Origin of the sequence: Enterobacter cloacae complex sp. IR5384 (assembly GCF_049237265.1) — a bacterium.
Taxonomy (GTDB): domain Bacteria; phylum Pseudomonadota; class Gammaproteobacteria; order Enterobacterales; family Enterobacteriaceae; genus Enterobacter; species Enterobacter cloacae.
Genome location: NZ_JBMKHJ010000028.1, coordinates 56,708 through 71,203, shown reverse-complemented (window position 1 = coordinate 71,203; position 14,496 = coordinate 56,708). Strand labels below are relative to the sequence as shown.

Annotated in this window: 13 protein-coding genes; 4 read left to right on the top strand and 9 right to left on the bottom strand. The window is 57.3% G+C overall.

Annotated features, from left to right (window positions below; genetic code table 11):
* Positions 1-145: 145 nt before the first annotated feature.
* From nadR to serB, 3 genes are all read right to left on the bottom strand, one after another.
* Positions 146-1,378 carry a multifunctional transcriptional regulator/nicotinamide-nucleotide adenylyltransferase/ribosylnicotinamide kinase NadR gene (nadR, locus tag ACOTX3_RS19625; RefSeq protein WP_014830583.1) on the bottom strand — a complete coding sequence of 411 codons (1,233 nt, stop codon included), beginning with the start codon at positions 1,376-1,378 and terminating at the stop codon, positions 146-148.
* 35 nt (positions 1,379-1,413) lie between these two features.
* Positions 1,414-2,799 (bottom strand): DNA repair protein RadA, encoded by a 1,386-nt coding sequence (gene radA, locus ACOTX3_RS19620; protein ID WP_013095496.1) that lies wholly within the window; start codon positions 2,797-2,799, stop codon positions 1,414-1,416.
* Positions 2,800-2,874: 75 nt separating this feature from the next.
* Positions 2,875-3,843, bottom strand: coding sequence for a phosphoserine phosphatase (gene serB / locus ACOTX3_RS19615; RefSeq protein WP_013095495.1), 969 nt, complete (start codon positions 3,841-3,843; stop codon positions 2,875-2,877).
* 117 nt (positions 3,844-3,960) lie between these two features.
* On the opposite strand from serB, the gene ACOTX3_RS19610 reads away from it, so the two are divergent.
* On the top strand, positions 3,961-4,605 hold the full coding sequence (locus tag ACOTX3_RS19610) for a YtjB family periplasmic protein (RefSeq protein ID WP_013095494.1): 645 nt from the start codon (positions 3,961-3,963) through the stop codon (positions 4,603-4,605).
* 39 nt (positions 4,606-4,644) lie between these two features.
* Positions 4,645-5,661, top strand: coding sequence for a lipoate--protein ligase LplA (lplA, locus tag ACOTX3_RS19605; protein WP_058678923.1), 1,017 nt, complete (start codon positions 4,645-4,647; stop codon positions 5,659-5,661).
* A 61-nt stretch (positions 5,662-5,722) separates the two neighbouring features.
* Here lplA and deoD read toward each other — a convergent pair whose 3' ends face one another.
* The 4 genes from deoD to deoC all read right to left on the bottom strand — a co-directional run bounded on the left by deoD (position 5,723) and on the right by deoC (position 10,015).
* Complete coding sequence (gene deoD / locus ACOTX3_RS19600) at positions 5,723-6,445, bottom strand: purine-nucleoside phosphorylase (protein ID WP_013095492.1); 723 nt, start codon at positions 6,443-6,445, stop codon at positions 5,723-5,725.
* An 83-nt stretch (positions 6,446-6,528) separates the two neighbouring features.
* The gene (deoB, locus tag ACOTX3_RS19595) at positions 6,529-7,752 is read right to left on the bottom strand and encodes a phosphopentomutase (RefSeq protein WP_013095491.1); all 1,224 of its coding nucleotides are present in this window, start codon (positions 7,750-7,752) and stop codon (positions 6,529-6,531) included.
* Positions 7,753-7,803: 51 nt separating this feature from the next.
* Complete coding sequence (deoA, locus tag ACOTX3_RS19590; RefSeq protein ID WP_032618491.1) at positions 7,804-9,126, bottom strand: thymidine phosphorylase; 1,323 nt, start codon at positions 9,124-9,126, stop codon at positions 7,804-7,806.
* Positions 9,127-9,235: 109 nt separating this feature from the next.
* Positions 9,236-10,015 (bottom strand): deoxyribose-phosphate aldolase, encoded by a 780-nt coding sequence (deoC, locus tag ACOTX3_RS19585; protein ID WP_013095489.1) that lies wholly within the window; start codon positions 10,013-10,015, stop codon positions 9,236-9,238.
* A gap of 262 nt (positions 10,016-10,277) precedes the next feature.
* Here deoC and ACOTX3_RS19580 point away from each other — a divergent pair, with 262 nt between their 5' ends.
* Both ACOTX3_RS19580 and ACOTX3_RS19575 read left to right on the top strand, forming a co-directional pair.
* Positions 10,278-11,825, top strand: coding sequence for a YjjI family glycine radical enzyme (locus ACOTX3_RS19580; RefSeq protein WP_040020133.1), 1,548 nt, complete (start codon positions 10,278-10,280; stop codon positions 11,823-11,825).
* Positions 11,800-12,660, top strand: a complete 861-nt coding sequence (locus tag ACOTX3_RS19575) for a YjjW family glycine radical enzyme activase (protein WP_058678924.1) — start codon at positions 11,800-11,802, stop codon at positions 12,658-12,660. The genes ACOTX3_RS19580 and ACOTX3_RS19575 overlap by 26 nt, the downstream gene beginning before the upstream one ends.
* Here the strand turns inward: ACOTX3_RS19575 and ACOTX3_RS19570 are convergent.
* Both ACOTX3_RS19570 and ACOTX3_RS19565 read right to left on the bottom strand, forming a co-directional pair.
* Entirely contained in the window at positions 12,655-13,437 is a 783-nt protein-coding gene (locus tag ACOTX3_RS19570) for a TatD family hydrolase (RefSeq protein WP_038981135.1), read from the bottom strand. The two genes, ACOTX3_RS19575 and ACOTX3_RS19570, sit on opposite strands and share 6 nt — an antisense overlap.
* Positions 13,434-14,486, bottom strand: a complete 1,053-nt coding sequence (locus ACOTX3_RS19565) for a patatin-like phospholipase family protein (protein WP_421631632.1) — start codon at positions 14,484-14,486, stop codon at positions 13,434-13,436. Before ACOTX3_RS19565 ends, ACOTX3_RS19570 begins: the two co-directional genes overlap by 4 nt.
* Between the last annotated feature and the right edge of the window lie 10 nt (positions 14,487-14,496).

The window sequence follows — 14,496 nt, the reverse complement described above, 5'->3', positions numbered from 1 at the left end:
CTCGCATCCCAGGGCATAAGCGACTCCATAAACGGGTTCTTATGCCTTAGTTGTAAGTGTCTACCATGTCCCCGAACAAGTGTTCACTATGTCCCCGGACCGTACAATGGGGAGAGGGTTAGGGTGAGGGGGCAAACCTGTGAATTTACCCCTGCTCCCCCATCATCTCCTTCACCAGCTCGACGCAGCGCAGGAAACGGGTGTCGTAATCAGACGCTTCGACGTGGACAAACTCCACGTTGTTCTCGTGAAGCATCTCCACCAGCATCGTCTGGAACTCTTTTCTGTCCACTGAGCTACCGAGGCTGCGCATCCCGTCGGCGACCCACGGCGTGTTGTTTTCCAGCAGGATCACCAGGTCGAAGCGATATTCATCGATCAGCGCCTGTACGAACGGGTGCTCGCGTCCTTCATACTTCTTACAGAAAGCTTGTGTGGTGACAAAATCGGTGTCGATGAAGGCCACTTTGTTGGCGTATTTCACCGCGAAATCAATGTACTGAGCATGGCCTAGCGCGATTTTGTCGTAATCAGAATACTGCAGCGCCATCTCGTCTCCCCCCAGATGGGAAAAGACATAATCACGTCCGTATTCCCACGCGCTGGTAGTATTGAAGATATTTGCCAGCTTGTTGACCAGCGTCGATTTCCCGCTGGATTCACCGCCCAGAATCGCAACTGTGCGCACAAAGAACGGCTTCACTTCGGTCGGGATGTAATCCCAGTAGCGGAACGGGTTTTCGCGGATCTGCGCCCCGCTGATGTTCATGAATGTACGCTTCGGATCGATCAGCACCGTTTCAATGCCCAGATGCTCGCGGAACTGCGGTGCGTCGGACTCTTCAGAGGTGTAGATCCAGTTGGGCGCAATGCCCTTCTCTTCCATAAACGCTTTAATGCCGTTGCTCCACACGTCCCAGCCGTGCGGATACGGCTCCATGCCCTCTTCGTTAAAGGCATGAATGCGAATGTTTTTCTGATATTTGAAGGTCTGAAGCAGCCAGCGCAGGCGATCCGGCACCGTCGGCTGCTGCGACATGGCGCTATCTTCGAACAGCTGACGGTCACGGGTTTCATCGTAACCCATGATGATGTGCAGTTCGTCGACCTGGCTACAGGCGCGCTGGATCAGGTAGATATGGCCGGTATGCAGCGGGTAAAACTTGCCAAACACCACGCCGATGTTCTTTTGCATACGCGGGAATTCAAGCCCCAGAAAGCGATGTAACGCTTCCAGCTTTTGCGCGCTGGGGCTTTTGATTTTGGCGTTCAGCAACTGGCTAAGATAGCCTTTCGTCATGCCGCTGGCGTCAGCCACCTGCTGTAGCGTGCAGCCTTTCTGACGGATTGCGGTCTTGATGTAGTCAAATGATGACATAAATTACGGTGCCTCCTGCAAAATCGAATACGTAATTATAAGTCGTCAAAGACATTTAACGCATCTGCGAGTTTTTTAACGCCAAAGACCTGCATCCCTTCGGGGATCTTCTTCGGCACGTTGGCCGCCGGCACAATCGCCCGGCGGAAGCCATGTTTCGCCGCCTCGGAGATGCGCTCCTGGCCGCTGGGCACCGGGCGGATCTCCCCGGCCAGCCCCACTTCGCCGAAGACCACCAAATCCTGCGGCAGCGGTCTGTCGCGCAGACTGGAGACCATCGCCAGCAGCAGCGCCAGATCGGCACTGGTCTCTGAAACTTTCACGCCCCCGACCACGTTGACGAAGACATCCTGATCGGCCATTTGCAGGCCACCATGACGGTGTAGCACCGCCAGCAGGATCGCCAGACGGTTCTGTTCCAGACCGACCGCCACGCGCCGCGGGTTACCCATCATCGAGTGATCCACCAGCGCCTGAATTTCAACGAGCAGCGGGCGCGTCCCCTCCCACAGCACCATCACCGAACTGCCGGAGGTGACTTCATCCCCCCGGCTCAGGAAGATGGCCGACGGGTTGCTGACTTCGCGCAGCCCCTGCTCGGTCATGGCAAATACGCCTAGCTCGTTCACCGCACCAAAGCGGTTTTTGTGGCTGCGCAGGGTACGGAAGCGGGAGTCTGCGTCGCCGTCCAGCATCACGGAGCAGTCGATACAGTGCTCAAGCACTTTTGGCCCCGCCAGGGAGCCGTCTTTGGTAACGTGGCCGACCATCACAATCGCCACGCCGCGGGTTTTGGCAAAACGCGTCAGATACGCGGCGGTCTCACGCACCTGCGCCACGCTGCCCGGCGAGGACTGAATATCCGCCATGTGCATCACCTGGATGGAGTCAATCACCATCAGCTTCGGCTGCTCTTCTTCGGCAATCATGCAGATCTGCTCAATGCTGGTTTCCGACAGCATATTCAGATTGCCGGTAGGCAGACCCAGACGGTGTGCTCGCATCGCCACCTGCTGCAGGGACTCTTCGCCAGTGACGTACAGGGTTTTCATCTGCTCGGCGAGCTTGCAGAGCGTTTGCAGCAGCAGGGTCGATTTACCCGCTCCCGGGTTACCGCCGATCAGGATCGCACTGCCCGGCACCACGCCGCCGCCAAGCACGCGGTCAAACTCTTTGAAGCCGGTGGAGAAGCGCGGCAACGCTTCCAGACTGATTTCTGACAGTTTTTGGACTTTTGCCACACCGGCATTACCCGCATAGCCGCTCAGGCGTTCATTGCGGGCCACACTCGGCGAAGCCGCCACACCACGCACTTCGGTGATGGTGTTCCAGGCATGGCAGGCGCTGCATTGCCCCTGCCAGCGCGGATAATCCGCACCACATTCATTACAGACAAATGCGCGTTTTGGGGCTTTAGCCACGGTTTACCTCGTTATTTCAGTGCGGCCTGCGCGCCGGGTGGCGCTAACGCTTACCCGGCCTACAATCGCATACCGTTATTTCTGATTCAGGCTGCCGGAGAGGATGCAGAACACCCCCATCAGGTCAGCGTGACGGATTGTCACTTCCGTCTTTTCATTCACTTTTGGCTTGGCATGGTAAGCAATGCCAAGACCGGCAACTTTGATCATCGGCAGATCGTTTGCGCCATCGCCAATGGCAACGGTCTGGGCAACCGGAATTTCATATTTCTCGGCCAGTCGGCTCAGCGTATTGGCTTTATACTGCGCATCCACGATATCGCCGAGCACCTGCCCGGTCAGCTTACCGTCCATGATCTCCAGCTCGTTGGCGACCACGGTGGTCAGATGCAGTTTTTCCCGCAGGTAATCCGCGAAGAAGGTAAAGCCACCGGAAGCGATAGCCACTTTCCAGCCCAGCGACTGGAGCTTCAGCACCAGTTGCGTCAGCCCGGGCATCAGCGGCAGTTCATCGCGCACCTGACGCAGGATATTGGCATCGGCCCCTTTGAGGGTCGCCACGCGCTGTCTCAGGCTGGCAGTAAAATCCAGCTCGCCGCGCATCGCGCGCTCGGTCACTTCCGCCACCAGCTCGCCGCTGCCCGCCAGTTTGGCAATCTCATCGATACACTCAATCTGGATGGCGGTAGAGTCCATATCCATCACCAGCAGACCCGGCGTTTTCAGATGGGGGATTTTACCCAGCGGGGCAACGTCCAGCCCGGCGTCGTGTGCCAGACGCGTCGCGCGCTGCGTCAGGGAACCGGCCAGGCGAATGACCTGATAATCTTCCACACACCAGGCGGCGACAATCACCATCGCCGCACCCAGTTTAGTTTGATATTGGGTAAGGCGTTGCTTATCCAGGCCGCGTCCGTACAGCAGCCAGCCGCTACGGCCAGCGTGGTAATCCAGAGGCATCACCTCATCGCCACTTAAAGAGAGCGGCAATCCTGGCCATAAAGAGACATCCGTTGGCAGGTCGCACCAGGTAATGTTCGGCATTGAAGCTCCTGTAATTTCGTTCGCGCCGGAAGGTTCCAGAGGGAAAATAACGCATGAGGCTACCCTGTAACCATCACTTCTGGCAACATTAAGCCGTAAATTTTCAGCAGGTGGAATATGGCTCGCGCAAAACTGAAATTCCGGCTTCATCGCGCCGTGATCGTCCTTTTCTGTCTCGCCCTGTTAGTGGTGCTGATGCAAGGGGCGTCGTGGTTTAGCCAGAATCATCAACGGCAACGGAATCCGCAGTTTGAGGAGCTGGCCCGCACGCTGGCGCGTCAGGTTACGCTTAACGTCGCGCCCGCTATGCGTACCGAAACGCCGGATGACAAACGCATCAGCCAGGTTTTGCGTCAGTTAACCGAGAACAGCCGTATCCTGGATGCCGGTGTCTACGATGAAAAAGGCGATCTGATTGCCCGCGCGGGTGAGCATGTCGACGTACGCGACAGGCTGGCGCTGGACGGTAAAAAAGCCGGGGGCTACTTTAACCAACAGATCGTCGAACCTATTCAGGGCAAAAATGGTCCGCTGGGGTATCTGCGCCTGACGCTCGACACCCATACCCTGCCCACGGAAGCCAAACAGGTGGATAACACCACCAATATACTCCGTCTGATGCTCCTGCTCTCCCTCGCCATTGGCGTGGTACTGGCCCGCACCTTGCTGCAGGGCAAGCGCACCCGCTGGCAGCAGTCGCCCTTCCTGCTGACCGCCAGTAAATCCGTTCCTGAAGACGAAGAGAGCGAAAAGAAAGATTAGTGATAAAGTAGGCTGATGATTTGGAAAAGGAACTCTGCCATGACGACGTTACGCCTGCTGCTCTCTGACTCTTACGATCCGTGGTTTAATCTTGCGGTAGAAGAGTGCATCTTCCGCCAGATGCCCGCCACCCAACGCGTGCTGTTTCTCTGGCGCAATGCCGACACGGTGGTCATTGGCCGCGCGCAGAATCCGTGGAAAGAGTGTAACACCCGGCGTATGGAAGAGGACAACGTCCGTCTGGCGCGCCGCAGCAGCGGCGGTGGTGCGGTATTCCACGATCTGGGCAATACCTGCTTTACCTTTATGGCAGGTAAGCCGGAATACGACAAGACCATCTCAACGTCCATTGTCCTCAACGCGCTCAATTCGCTCGGCGTGACGGCAGAAGCCTCCGGGCGTAACGACCTGGTGGTCAAAACGCCCGATGGAGATCGCAAAGTGTCAGGCTCAGCCTATCGCGAAACACTGGATCGCGGCTTCCACCACGGCACCCTTCTTCTTAACGCCGATCTCAGCCGTCTGGCGAACTACCTGAATCCCGACAAGAAAAAACTGCAGGCCAAAGGGATCACTTCCGTGCGGGGGCGCGTGGCCAACCTGGTTGAGCTGCTGCCGAACATCACTCACGCGCAAATCTGCGAGGCGATCCAGGAAGCCTTCTTTGCCCATTACGGTGAGCGCGTAGAGGCAGAGGTGATCTCCCCGGATAAAACCCCGGATCTGCCCAATTTCGCCGAAACCTTTGCCCGCCAGAGCAGCTGGGAGTGGAACTTTGGCCAGGCGCCTGCCTTTTCGCATCTGCTGGACGAACGCTTTACCTGGGGCGGCGTGGAGCTGCACTTTGACGTAGAGAAAGGTCATATCACCCGCACGCAGGTGTTTACGGACAGCCTTAACCCGGCGCCGTTAGAGGCGCTGGCGGCTCGTTTGCAGGGCTGTTTGTATCGGGCGGATATGCTGCAGCAGGAATGCGATACGTTGATCGGGGATTTCCCGGAGCAGGAAAATGAGCTGCGGGAGTTGTCAGCGTGGATTGCACGGGCCGTGCGCTAGGTGCGGCCTGGTGCTCTCACCCCACCCCTCTCCCACCGGGAGAGGGCCGGAAGAGACAGAATTACTCTTTATCGCCCAGCAGAACGGATTCCAGCGCGATTTTGATCATGTCGTTGAAGGTGGTCTGACGCTCAGCAGCCGTGGTCTGCTCGTGGGTACGGATGTGGTCAGACACGGTGCAGATGGTCAGCGCTTTCGCACCGAACTCAGCCGCGACGCCGTAGATGCCAGCTGCTTCCATTTCCACGCCCAGGATGCCGTATTTTTCCATTACGTCGAACATCTCGCCGCCGTCCGGCGCATAGAACAGATCCGCAGAGAACAGGTTACCCACGCGAGCATCAACGCCCAGCGCTTTAGCCGCGTCAACCGCGTTACGCACCATGCCGAAATCAGCAATCGCCGCGAAGTCGTGATCTTTGAAACGCATACGGTTGACTTTGGAATCGGTGCAGGCACCCATACCAATCACCACATCACGCAGTTTAACGTCCATGCGCACCGCGCCGCAGGAGCCAACACGGATGATTTTCTTCACACCGAAATCGGTGATCAGCTCTTTGGTGTAGATGGAGCAGGATGGGATACCCATACCGTGGCCCATCACGGAGATTTTGCGGCCTTTGTACGTTCCGGTGAAGCCCAGCATGCCGCGAACGTTGTTCACTTCACGCACGTCTTCCAGGAAAGTTTCTGCAATGTGTTTCGCGCGCAGCGGGTCGCCCGGCATCAATACGACGTCAGCGAAATCACCCATTTCTGCGTTAATGTGAGGAGTTGCCATCTTCAGTTCCTTTTCATTGTAAATTCGCCCTCTCCCCGTGGGAGAGGGTTGGGGTGAGGGCATCAGGCCGCACCCAACATAACTCAGAACATGGCCTTGCCATATTCCATGTCAGACGTGCCAAAATATTTCGCAATCGTCTGGCCGATGTCCGCGAAGGTTTCTCGGTGACCCAGCGAGCCCGGTTTCACTTTCGGGCCATACACCAGCACCGGAATGTGCTCACGGGTGTGGTCAGTACCGGTCCAGGTTGGGTCACAGCCGTGGTCAGCGGTCAGGATCAGAATGTCATCTTCACCCACCAGCTCCATCAGCTCTGGCAGACGACGGTCGAACAGCTCCAGGCCGGCCGCATAACCAGCCACGTCGCGACGGTGGCCCCAGGAGGAGTCGAAGTCGACGAAGTTGGTGAAGACGATGGTGTTATCACCCGCTTCTTTCATCTCTTTGACGGTCGCGTCAAACAGCGCATCCAGGCCAGTGGCTTTCACCTTTTTGGTGATACCGCAGTTGGCGTAGATATCGGCGATTTTACCCACGGAAACCACGTGACCGCCTTTCTCATCAACCAGTTTCTGCAGCACGGTAGGTGCCGGTGGCTCAACGGCCAGGTCGTGACGGTTACCGGTACGCTGGAAGTTACCCGCTTTGTCGCCGATAAACGGACGCGCGATAACACGACCAATGTTGTAGCCGCCTTCGGTCAGCTCTTCACGGGCGATTTCGCACAGCTCGTACAGTTTATCCAGGCCAAACGTCTCTTCGTGGCAGGCAATCTGGAATACGGAGTCAGCAGAGGTGTAGAAAATCGGCTTACCGGTTTTCATGTGCTCTTCGCCGAGCTGATCCAGAATCACGGTACCGGAAGAGTGGCAGTTACCGAGGTAGCCCGGCAGGTTGGCGCGTTTCACCAGCTTATCAAGCAGTTCCTGCGGGAAGCTGTTCTCGTGATCGGAGAAATAGCCCCAGTCAAACAGAACCGGCACACCGGCGATTTCCCAGTGTCCAGATGGGGTGTCTTTACCGGAAGAGAGCTCATGCGCCCAGGCGTAAGCGCCCACCACTTCCGCGTTGCCGTCCATACCGGCAGCGATTTTACCGGTAGAACCTTCATGCGCTTTCACCAGACCGAGGCGGGTCAGATTGGGCAGAGTCAGAGGGCCTTTACGACCGTTGTCCGCTTCGCCTTTCGCACAGGCTTCCGCGATGTGACCCATGGTATCGGAACCCACGTCACCAAAACGTTCTGCATCTTCGGTTGCGCCGATGCCGAATGAGTCCAGCACCATAATAAATGCACGTTTCATAATTGTTCTCCGTACGTAGTGCTAAAAATGATTGATCAGATCAGTATACCGCTATTCGGTGATACGACGATAGACCGAAGGCGAGCTTTCTGGTGCTTTATCCGCAAGCGTAATAGCCGCTTTCACCGCCTTCGCCGCCTCCTGCCAGCTGGCTTCGTCTTTGGCGTGGATCACCGCCAGCGGACGTTCTCCGTCAACGCTGTCGCCCAGACGGGCCATATCGGTAAAGCCAACGCTGTAATCAATGGTGTCCGATGCCTGACGACGGCCGCCGCCCATCGAGACCACCGCCATACCCAGTGCACGGGTGTCCATAGCAGAGACGAAACCTTCGCTATCGGCATAAACGGCTTTGCTGAGCGTCGCGGTCGGCAGGTATTTCGCGTAGTTTTCCACGAAGTCGGTCGGGCCTTTTTGCGCCGCTACCATGCGGCCAAAGATCTCTGCCGCTTTGCCGTTATCCAGCACCGCCTGCAGTTTCGCGCGCGCTTCAGCGTCGTCTTTCGCCAGTTTGCCTGAAATCAGCATCTCGACGCACAGCGCCATGGTCACGTCGAACAGTCGTGGGTTACGGTAAACGCCTGTCAGGAACTGAACGGCTTCGCGCACTTCGACGGCGTTACCGGCGCTGGAGGCCAGCACCTGATTCATGTCCGTCAGCAGTGCGGTGGTGCGCACGCCTGCGCCGTTGGCGACGCCAACGATCGCTTCAGCAAGCTGAGCAGAGAGTTCATAGGTTGGCATAAACGCGCCGCTACCCACTTTTACGTCCATTACCAGCGCGTCCAGCCCTTCTGCCAGTTTCTTCGCCAGAATAGAGGCGGTGATCAGCGGGATAGAATCAACGGTTGCGGTGATATCGCGGGTTGCGTAGAAGCGCTTGTCTGCCGGGGCAAGCGAGCTGGTCTGGCCGATGATCGCCACGCCAACGTCTTTAATAATTTCGCGGAAGCGGTTGTCATCCGGGAAGATATCGAAGCCCGGAATGGCTTCCAGTTTGTCGAGCGTACCGCCGGTGTGTCCCAGGCCGCGCCCGGAGATCATCGGGATATAACCGCCGCAGGCCGCCACCATGGGGCCGAGCATCAGAGACGTTACATCGCCTACGCCGCCGGTGGAGTGTTTATCGACAATCGGGCCGTTGAGGTTGAGGCTCTTCCAGTCCAGTACGGTTCCTGAATCTCGCATCGCCATGGTCAACGAGACACGCTCAGGCATCGACATATCGTGGAAGAAGATGGTCATCGCCAGGGCTGCAATCTGCCCTTCTGAGATGGTGTTATCTCGAATGCCGTTGATAAAGAAGCGGATCTCTTCGTCGCTTAATGCATGACCATCACGTTTTTTACGAATAATTTCTTGTGCGAGAAACACGGTAACCTCCATGCGGAATCGGGGGAATTGTGGCGGGTGGCGCTACGCTTACCCGCCCTGCGATCCTGTAGGCCGGATAAGCGAAGCGTCATCCGGCATTGTCTGGCAATCAGTAGCTGCTGGCGCTCTTACCGTCGCCATGACCCAGCGCTTTCAGCAGGCTTGCCAGCAGGCTGGACGCGCCGAAGCGGTAGTGACGTGAGTCCGCCCACTCTTCGCCGAACAGCTCGTCGGCAATCGCCAGGAACTGCTGCGCGTCTTCCGCAGTACGCACACCGCCCGCCGGTTTAAAGCCCACGGTTTTGGACACGCCCATATCGCGGATCACTTCCATCATGATGCGCGCGCTTTCCGGGGTCGCATTCACCGGCACTTTACCGGTAGAGGTTTTAATGAAATCCGCACCGGCTTTGATGGAGATTTCGGACGCTTTACGAATCAGCGCTTCTTCTTTCAGTTCGCCAGTTTCGATGATCACTTTCAGCAGCACGTTTGCCGCCGCGCAGGCGTCTTTACAGGCTTTCACCAGGTCAAAGCCCACCTGCTCGTTGCCCGCGATCAGCGCACGGTACGGGAATACCACGTCAACTTCGTCTGCGCCGTAGGCAATCGCCGCGCGGGTTTCCGCCAGCGCGATCTCGATATCGTCGTTGCCGTGCGGGAAGTTAGTTACGGTTGCAATGCGCACGTCCGGGGTACCCTGCTCTTTCAGCGTTTTGCGGGCAATCGGGATAAAGCGCGGATAGATGCAGACAGCGGCAGTGTTGCCCACTGGCGTTTTCGCCTGATGACACAGGGCGATGACTTTTTCATTGGTGTCGTCATCGTTCAGGGTGGTCAGGTCCATCAGTTTCAACGCGCGCAGGCTGCTTGCAGTTAAATCGGTCATAACATTCTCCAACGGCGGTGCCGTATCAATTTTACCTTGCGGGTCTGTGAGTATTCTAACATCCACCCGCATTCACACTTCGACATTCATCACAGTTAATGAAAACTACGTACAAATTTGCATTACTGTAATGAGATCTGATTCAAACTTTAATGCGTGAACTGCTGACGAATGCAGCGATTCCCCTCGTCAGATCAAAAGCCCTGACAGGATGGCTTCCTACAATCCGTTCATCATCCGCAGAACAATCAAGGAAGCGAACATGCCCCACGCCAGCCCCGACGCCCTGCAACAACGTTGCCAGCACATTGTGACAAGCCCGGTATTAACCCCGGAACAGAAGCGTCATTTTCTGGCGCTGGAAGCGGAAAACAATCTGCCTTATCCGGCACTTCCTGAGGCGGCTCGTGCCGCGCTGGACAAGGGATTTATCTGCGACATGTTTGAAGGCCACGCGCCCTATAAACCCCGTTATGTTCTGCCGGATTACGCAACGTTTCTGGCTAAAGGTTCAGAATGGCTGGAGCTGGAGGGGGCGAAAGATCTGGATGACGCGCTCTCGCTGTTAACCATTCTCTACCATCATGTGCCGTCAGTAACATCAATGCCGGTCTATCTCGGTCACCTTGATGCCTTACTGCAACCCTATGTTAGAATTCTAACACAAGAAGCGATCGATAGCCGAATAAAACGTTTCTGGCGCTATCTCGACAGAACGTTGCCGGACGCCTTTACGCACGTCAACATCGGTCCGGCAGATACCCCCATCACCCGCGCCATTTTGCGTGCCGATGCAGAATTGAAGCAGGCTGCACCGAATCTGACGTTTATTTATGACCCGGACGTGACGCCGGACGATCTCCTGCTTGAGGTGGCAAAAAATATCTGTGAATGCAGCAAACCACATATTTCCCATGGCCCGGTGAATGATAAAATTTTCACAAAAGGCCGCTATGGCATCGTGAGCTGTTACAACTCGCTGCCGCTGGCGGGCGGTGGCAGTACGCTGGTCCGCCTCAATCTGCGGGCGATTGCTGAACACAGCGCGTCACCCGACGATTTCTTCACGCGTATGTTGCCGCACTACTGCCAGCAACAAATGGCCATCATTGATGCCCGCTGCGCGTTTCTCTATCAACAATCCGGCTTCTTTGAGAATAGCTTCCTGGTGAAAGAGGGGCTGATTGATGCCGATCGCTTTGTACCGATGTTTGGCATGTACGGCATGGCAGAGGCGGTGAATACGCTTTGCGAAAAAGCGGGTATCGACGGCCGTTACGGTAAGAGCGAGCAGGCTAACGCGCTGGGCTATCGCATCAGCGAGCAGCTGGCGGCGTTTGTGGAAAACACGCCGGTGAAATACGGCTGGAAACAGCGTGCGATGCTCCATGCACAGTCGGGAATAAGTTCAGATGTCGGTACCACCCCGGGTGCGCGTCTGCCGTACGGCGACGAGCCAGATCCCATCACTCATCTGCTGGCCGTGGCGCCGCATCACCCGCACTACTCCGCCGGGATCAGCGACATTCTGACGCTGGATGAGACGGTAAAACGCAATCCGCAGGCGGTCGTGCAGCTGTGCCTGGGGGCGTTTAAGGCCGGTATGCGGGAATTTACCGCCAACGTTGCCGGTAACGATCTGGTGCGCGTGACCGGCTATATGGTGCGGCTGTCGGATCTGGCACAGTATCGCGAAGCCGGATCGCGCACCAATACCACCTGGCTTGGCGAAGAAGCCGCACGCAATACCCGCATTCTGGATCGTCAGCCGCGCGTGGTCAGCCATGAACAGCAGATGCGCTTTAGTTAGTCAGGTTATCCCCTTCTCCTGCGTGGACGGGCCGGGCAGCCGCCTGGCCCTCTTCCTGCAGGGCTGTAACCTGCGCTGTAAAACCTGCCACAACCCGTGGACCATCGGGCGCTGCAACGACTGCGGCGACTGCGTGCCCCACTGCCCGCACGATGCACTGAACATTCAGGCCGGACGCGTCTGGTGGCAGGAGAGTCGGTGCCAGCAGTGCGATACCTGCCTGCATCTGTGCCAGCAGCAGGCAACGCCAATGGCGCAGCGCCTGAGCGTGGAAGAGATCCTCGCGCAGATCCGTAAAGCCGCCCCTTTTATTGAAGGGGTTACCGTGAGCGGCGGCGAAGCCACCACCCAGTTGCCGTTTTTGATCGCCCTGTTCACGGCGATCAAAACGGATCCCGCCCTGCGCCACCTGACGTGTCTGGTGGACAGCAACGGTCTGCTGGGGGAAACCGGCTGGCAAAGGCTGCTGCAGGTACTGGATGGCGCGATGGTGGATCTCAAGGCCTGGGGAAACGAACATCACCGCGTGCTGACCGGACGCGAAAACCCGCAGATTAAGCAAAGCATTCGCTGGCTGGCGCAGCATCAGCGGCTGACGGAACTGCGTTTACTGGTGATCCCTGAGCAGTGCGATTATCTGGAGCATCTTAAGCCCCTGACAACATTTATCCTTGGGCTGGGGAATGTGCCGGTGCGCATTAACGCGTTTCACGCGCACGGGGTTTACGGCGAGGCGGCGTCATGGCGCAGCGCTACACCGGACGACATCGAGCCGCTGGCGCTGGCGCTCGAAAAACAGCACATCACGGTGATCCGCCCGGCACTTTACCTATAGCGTGATGCCAAACAGCGCGCGGGTATTTTCCAGCAGCGCATCTGCAATCTCCGTTTCCGGCTCCTCACGCAGTTCACACAGCGTGGTAAACACGCGTGCCGCCTGTTCCGGGCGGTTCGGCTGCCCCTGAAAACCGTTTAATGGCATATCAGGAGCATCCGTTTCCAGTAACAGAGCAGACAGCGGTAACTGTGCCATTACGTCGCGCGTTTTGCTGGCCCGGGGATAGGTAATGGTACCGCCCACGCCAATCTTATAGCCCAGTTCAATAAAACGCTGCGCCTGCTGCAGGCTACCGGAGAAACCGTGCACTACCCCTTTTCGCGGCAGATCGATGCGTTTCAGGTGCATCGCCAGTTTGTCGTGTGTACGTCGTGAGTGGAGGATCACCGGCAGATCGTGACGCTTTGCCAGCCTGAGCTGGGCATCAAGGATCGTCTGCTGGCGTTCAAACTGCGGATTATCGCGATAGAGATCGAGGCCGATCTCACCCATCGCGACCAGTTTGTTTTCCCGGGTTTGCAGCGCCGCATCCAGTACGTCGAGATGTTCGTCCAGATGGTGTTCTATCACTATAGGATGCAGACCCAGCGCGGCGTACAGCGCAGGATGGCGGCGGGCGAGATCAAGCACGCGCTCGAATCTGTCCACTTCGATCGCAGGCACAATCATCGCGTGGATACCCGCCTGAGCGGCGCGCTCAATGCTCTGCGTCTCGTCCCCCGAAAATGGCGGAAAATCAAAGTGGCAGTGGGTATCAACAAAACGGTGCGTCACGCCAGATCCTCGTTATCCAGTAAAGCGTCATTCGCCTGCGGGACATCCACCAGCGGCACGGTCAGCGGATCGTTAGCCACAATCGCAGGCAGCGTAATAATGTGTTCGTGCCGATGCAGCGGCGGTTGCTCTGCCAGCATTTTTCCAACCGTCGCCAGGAAGTAGCGTCCGCACAGTCGCCCCGTTTTATAATCTGCACGCAGCGCGGGAACACGGCTGCCGAGCGCCATACTGACCAGCGGTTTCGGCGGATAAATTTCAAAAATACGCAGCTTACCCGGCGGTTTTTCGATAAAGCGTTGCATCGCGCCGTAGGTGGTTTCATGCTGCTTCGCGATATTCACCAGCGGCTGCAGACTGCTGTCGCCCAGCCAGCGCTCCATCCGTTTAAACCACTGCGGCGTGTAGTACATTTGCGACGGCACAGTGCGGATCACCACAATGGTTTTTGCCCCCCGCCGGGCCGCTTCCTGCACCGGCACCGCGTCACTGATGCCGCCGTCGAGATAGCTGATGCCGTCCAGCAGCGCGCCGGTCCGATAAAAACCGGGAATGGCGCTGGAGGCACGGATGATATCCAGCCAGTTCTCTTTTTGCGGAGAGAAATAGCCCGGGGAATAATCATCGCCCCGGCTGGCGCACATCCAGAACGCTTTGCCGCTATCAAACAGGCGTGCGGCGGTATCCATCGCCAGCGGCATCTGGCTGGAAGTGGATTCCAGCAGCCAGTCGAGATCGATCAGGTTGCCGCCGCGCACAAAGCGCACCGGGTTAAAAAATTCTTTCGCCGTGGTGTAGCGCATAATGACTTTTCGCGCGTAGCCAGGCTGGTTACAGACATAGGCAGACAGGTTCTGCGCCCCGGCAGACGTGCCGAAGTAAAGGTCAAACGGGTTGAATTGCGCGCGCATAAATTCATCCAGCACGCCGGCGGTAAAAATGCCGCGCTGCCCGCCCCCCTCGCAAACCAGCGCAAGTTGACCAGCACGAAACGGTTTTAACGTCAGCGGCGCAATATTGCCGAGCGTAACGGGAATTCGTTGCCCCACCTCTGCTTTC

Bases quoted from the DNA above. Each gene is read 5' to 3' on its own strand.
- nadR (WP_014830583.1), bottom strand. From the start codon at position 1,378: ATGTCATCATTTGACTACATCAAGACCGCAATCCGTCAGAAAGGCTGC.
- serB (WP_013095495.1), bottom strand. From the start codon at position 3,843: ATGCCGAACATTACCTGGTGCGACCTGCCAACGGATGTCTCTTTATGG.
- ACOTX3_RS19610 (WP_013095494.1), top strand. From the start codon at position 3,961: ATGGCTCGCGCAAAACTGAAATTCCGGCTTCATCGCGCCGTGATCGTC.
- lplA (WP_058678923.1), top strand. From the start codon at position 4,645: ATGACGACGTTACGCCTGCTGCTCTCTGACTCTTACGATCCGTGGTTT.
- deoD (WP_013095492.1), bottom strand. From the start codon at position 6,445: ATGGCAACTCCTCACATTAACGCAGAAATGGGTGATTTCGCTGACGTC.
- deoB (WP_013095491.1), bottom strand. From the start codon at position 7,752: ATGAAACGTGCATTTATTATGGTGCTGGACTCATTCGGCATCGGCGCA.
- deoC (WP_013095489.1), bottom strand. From the start codon at position 10,015: ATGACCGATTTAACTGCAAGCAGCCTGCGCGCGTTGAAACTGATGGAC.
- ACOTX3_RS19580 (WP_040020133.1), top strand. From the start codon at position 10,278: ATGCCCCACGCCAGCCCCGACGCCCTGCAACAACGTTGCCAGCACATT.
- ACOTX3_RS19575 (WP_058678924.1), top strand. From the start codon at position 11,800: ATGAACAGCAGATGCGCTTTAGTTAGTCAGGTTATCCCCTTCTCCTGC.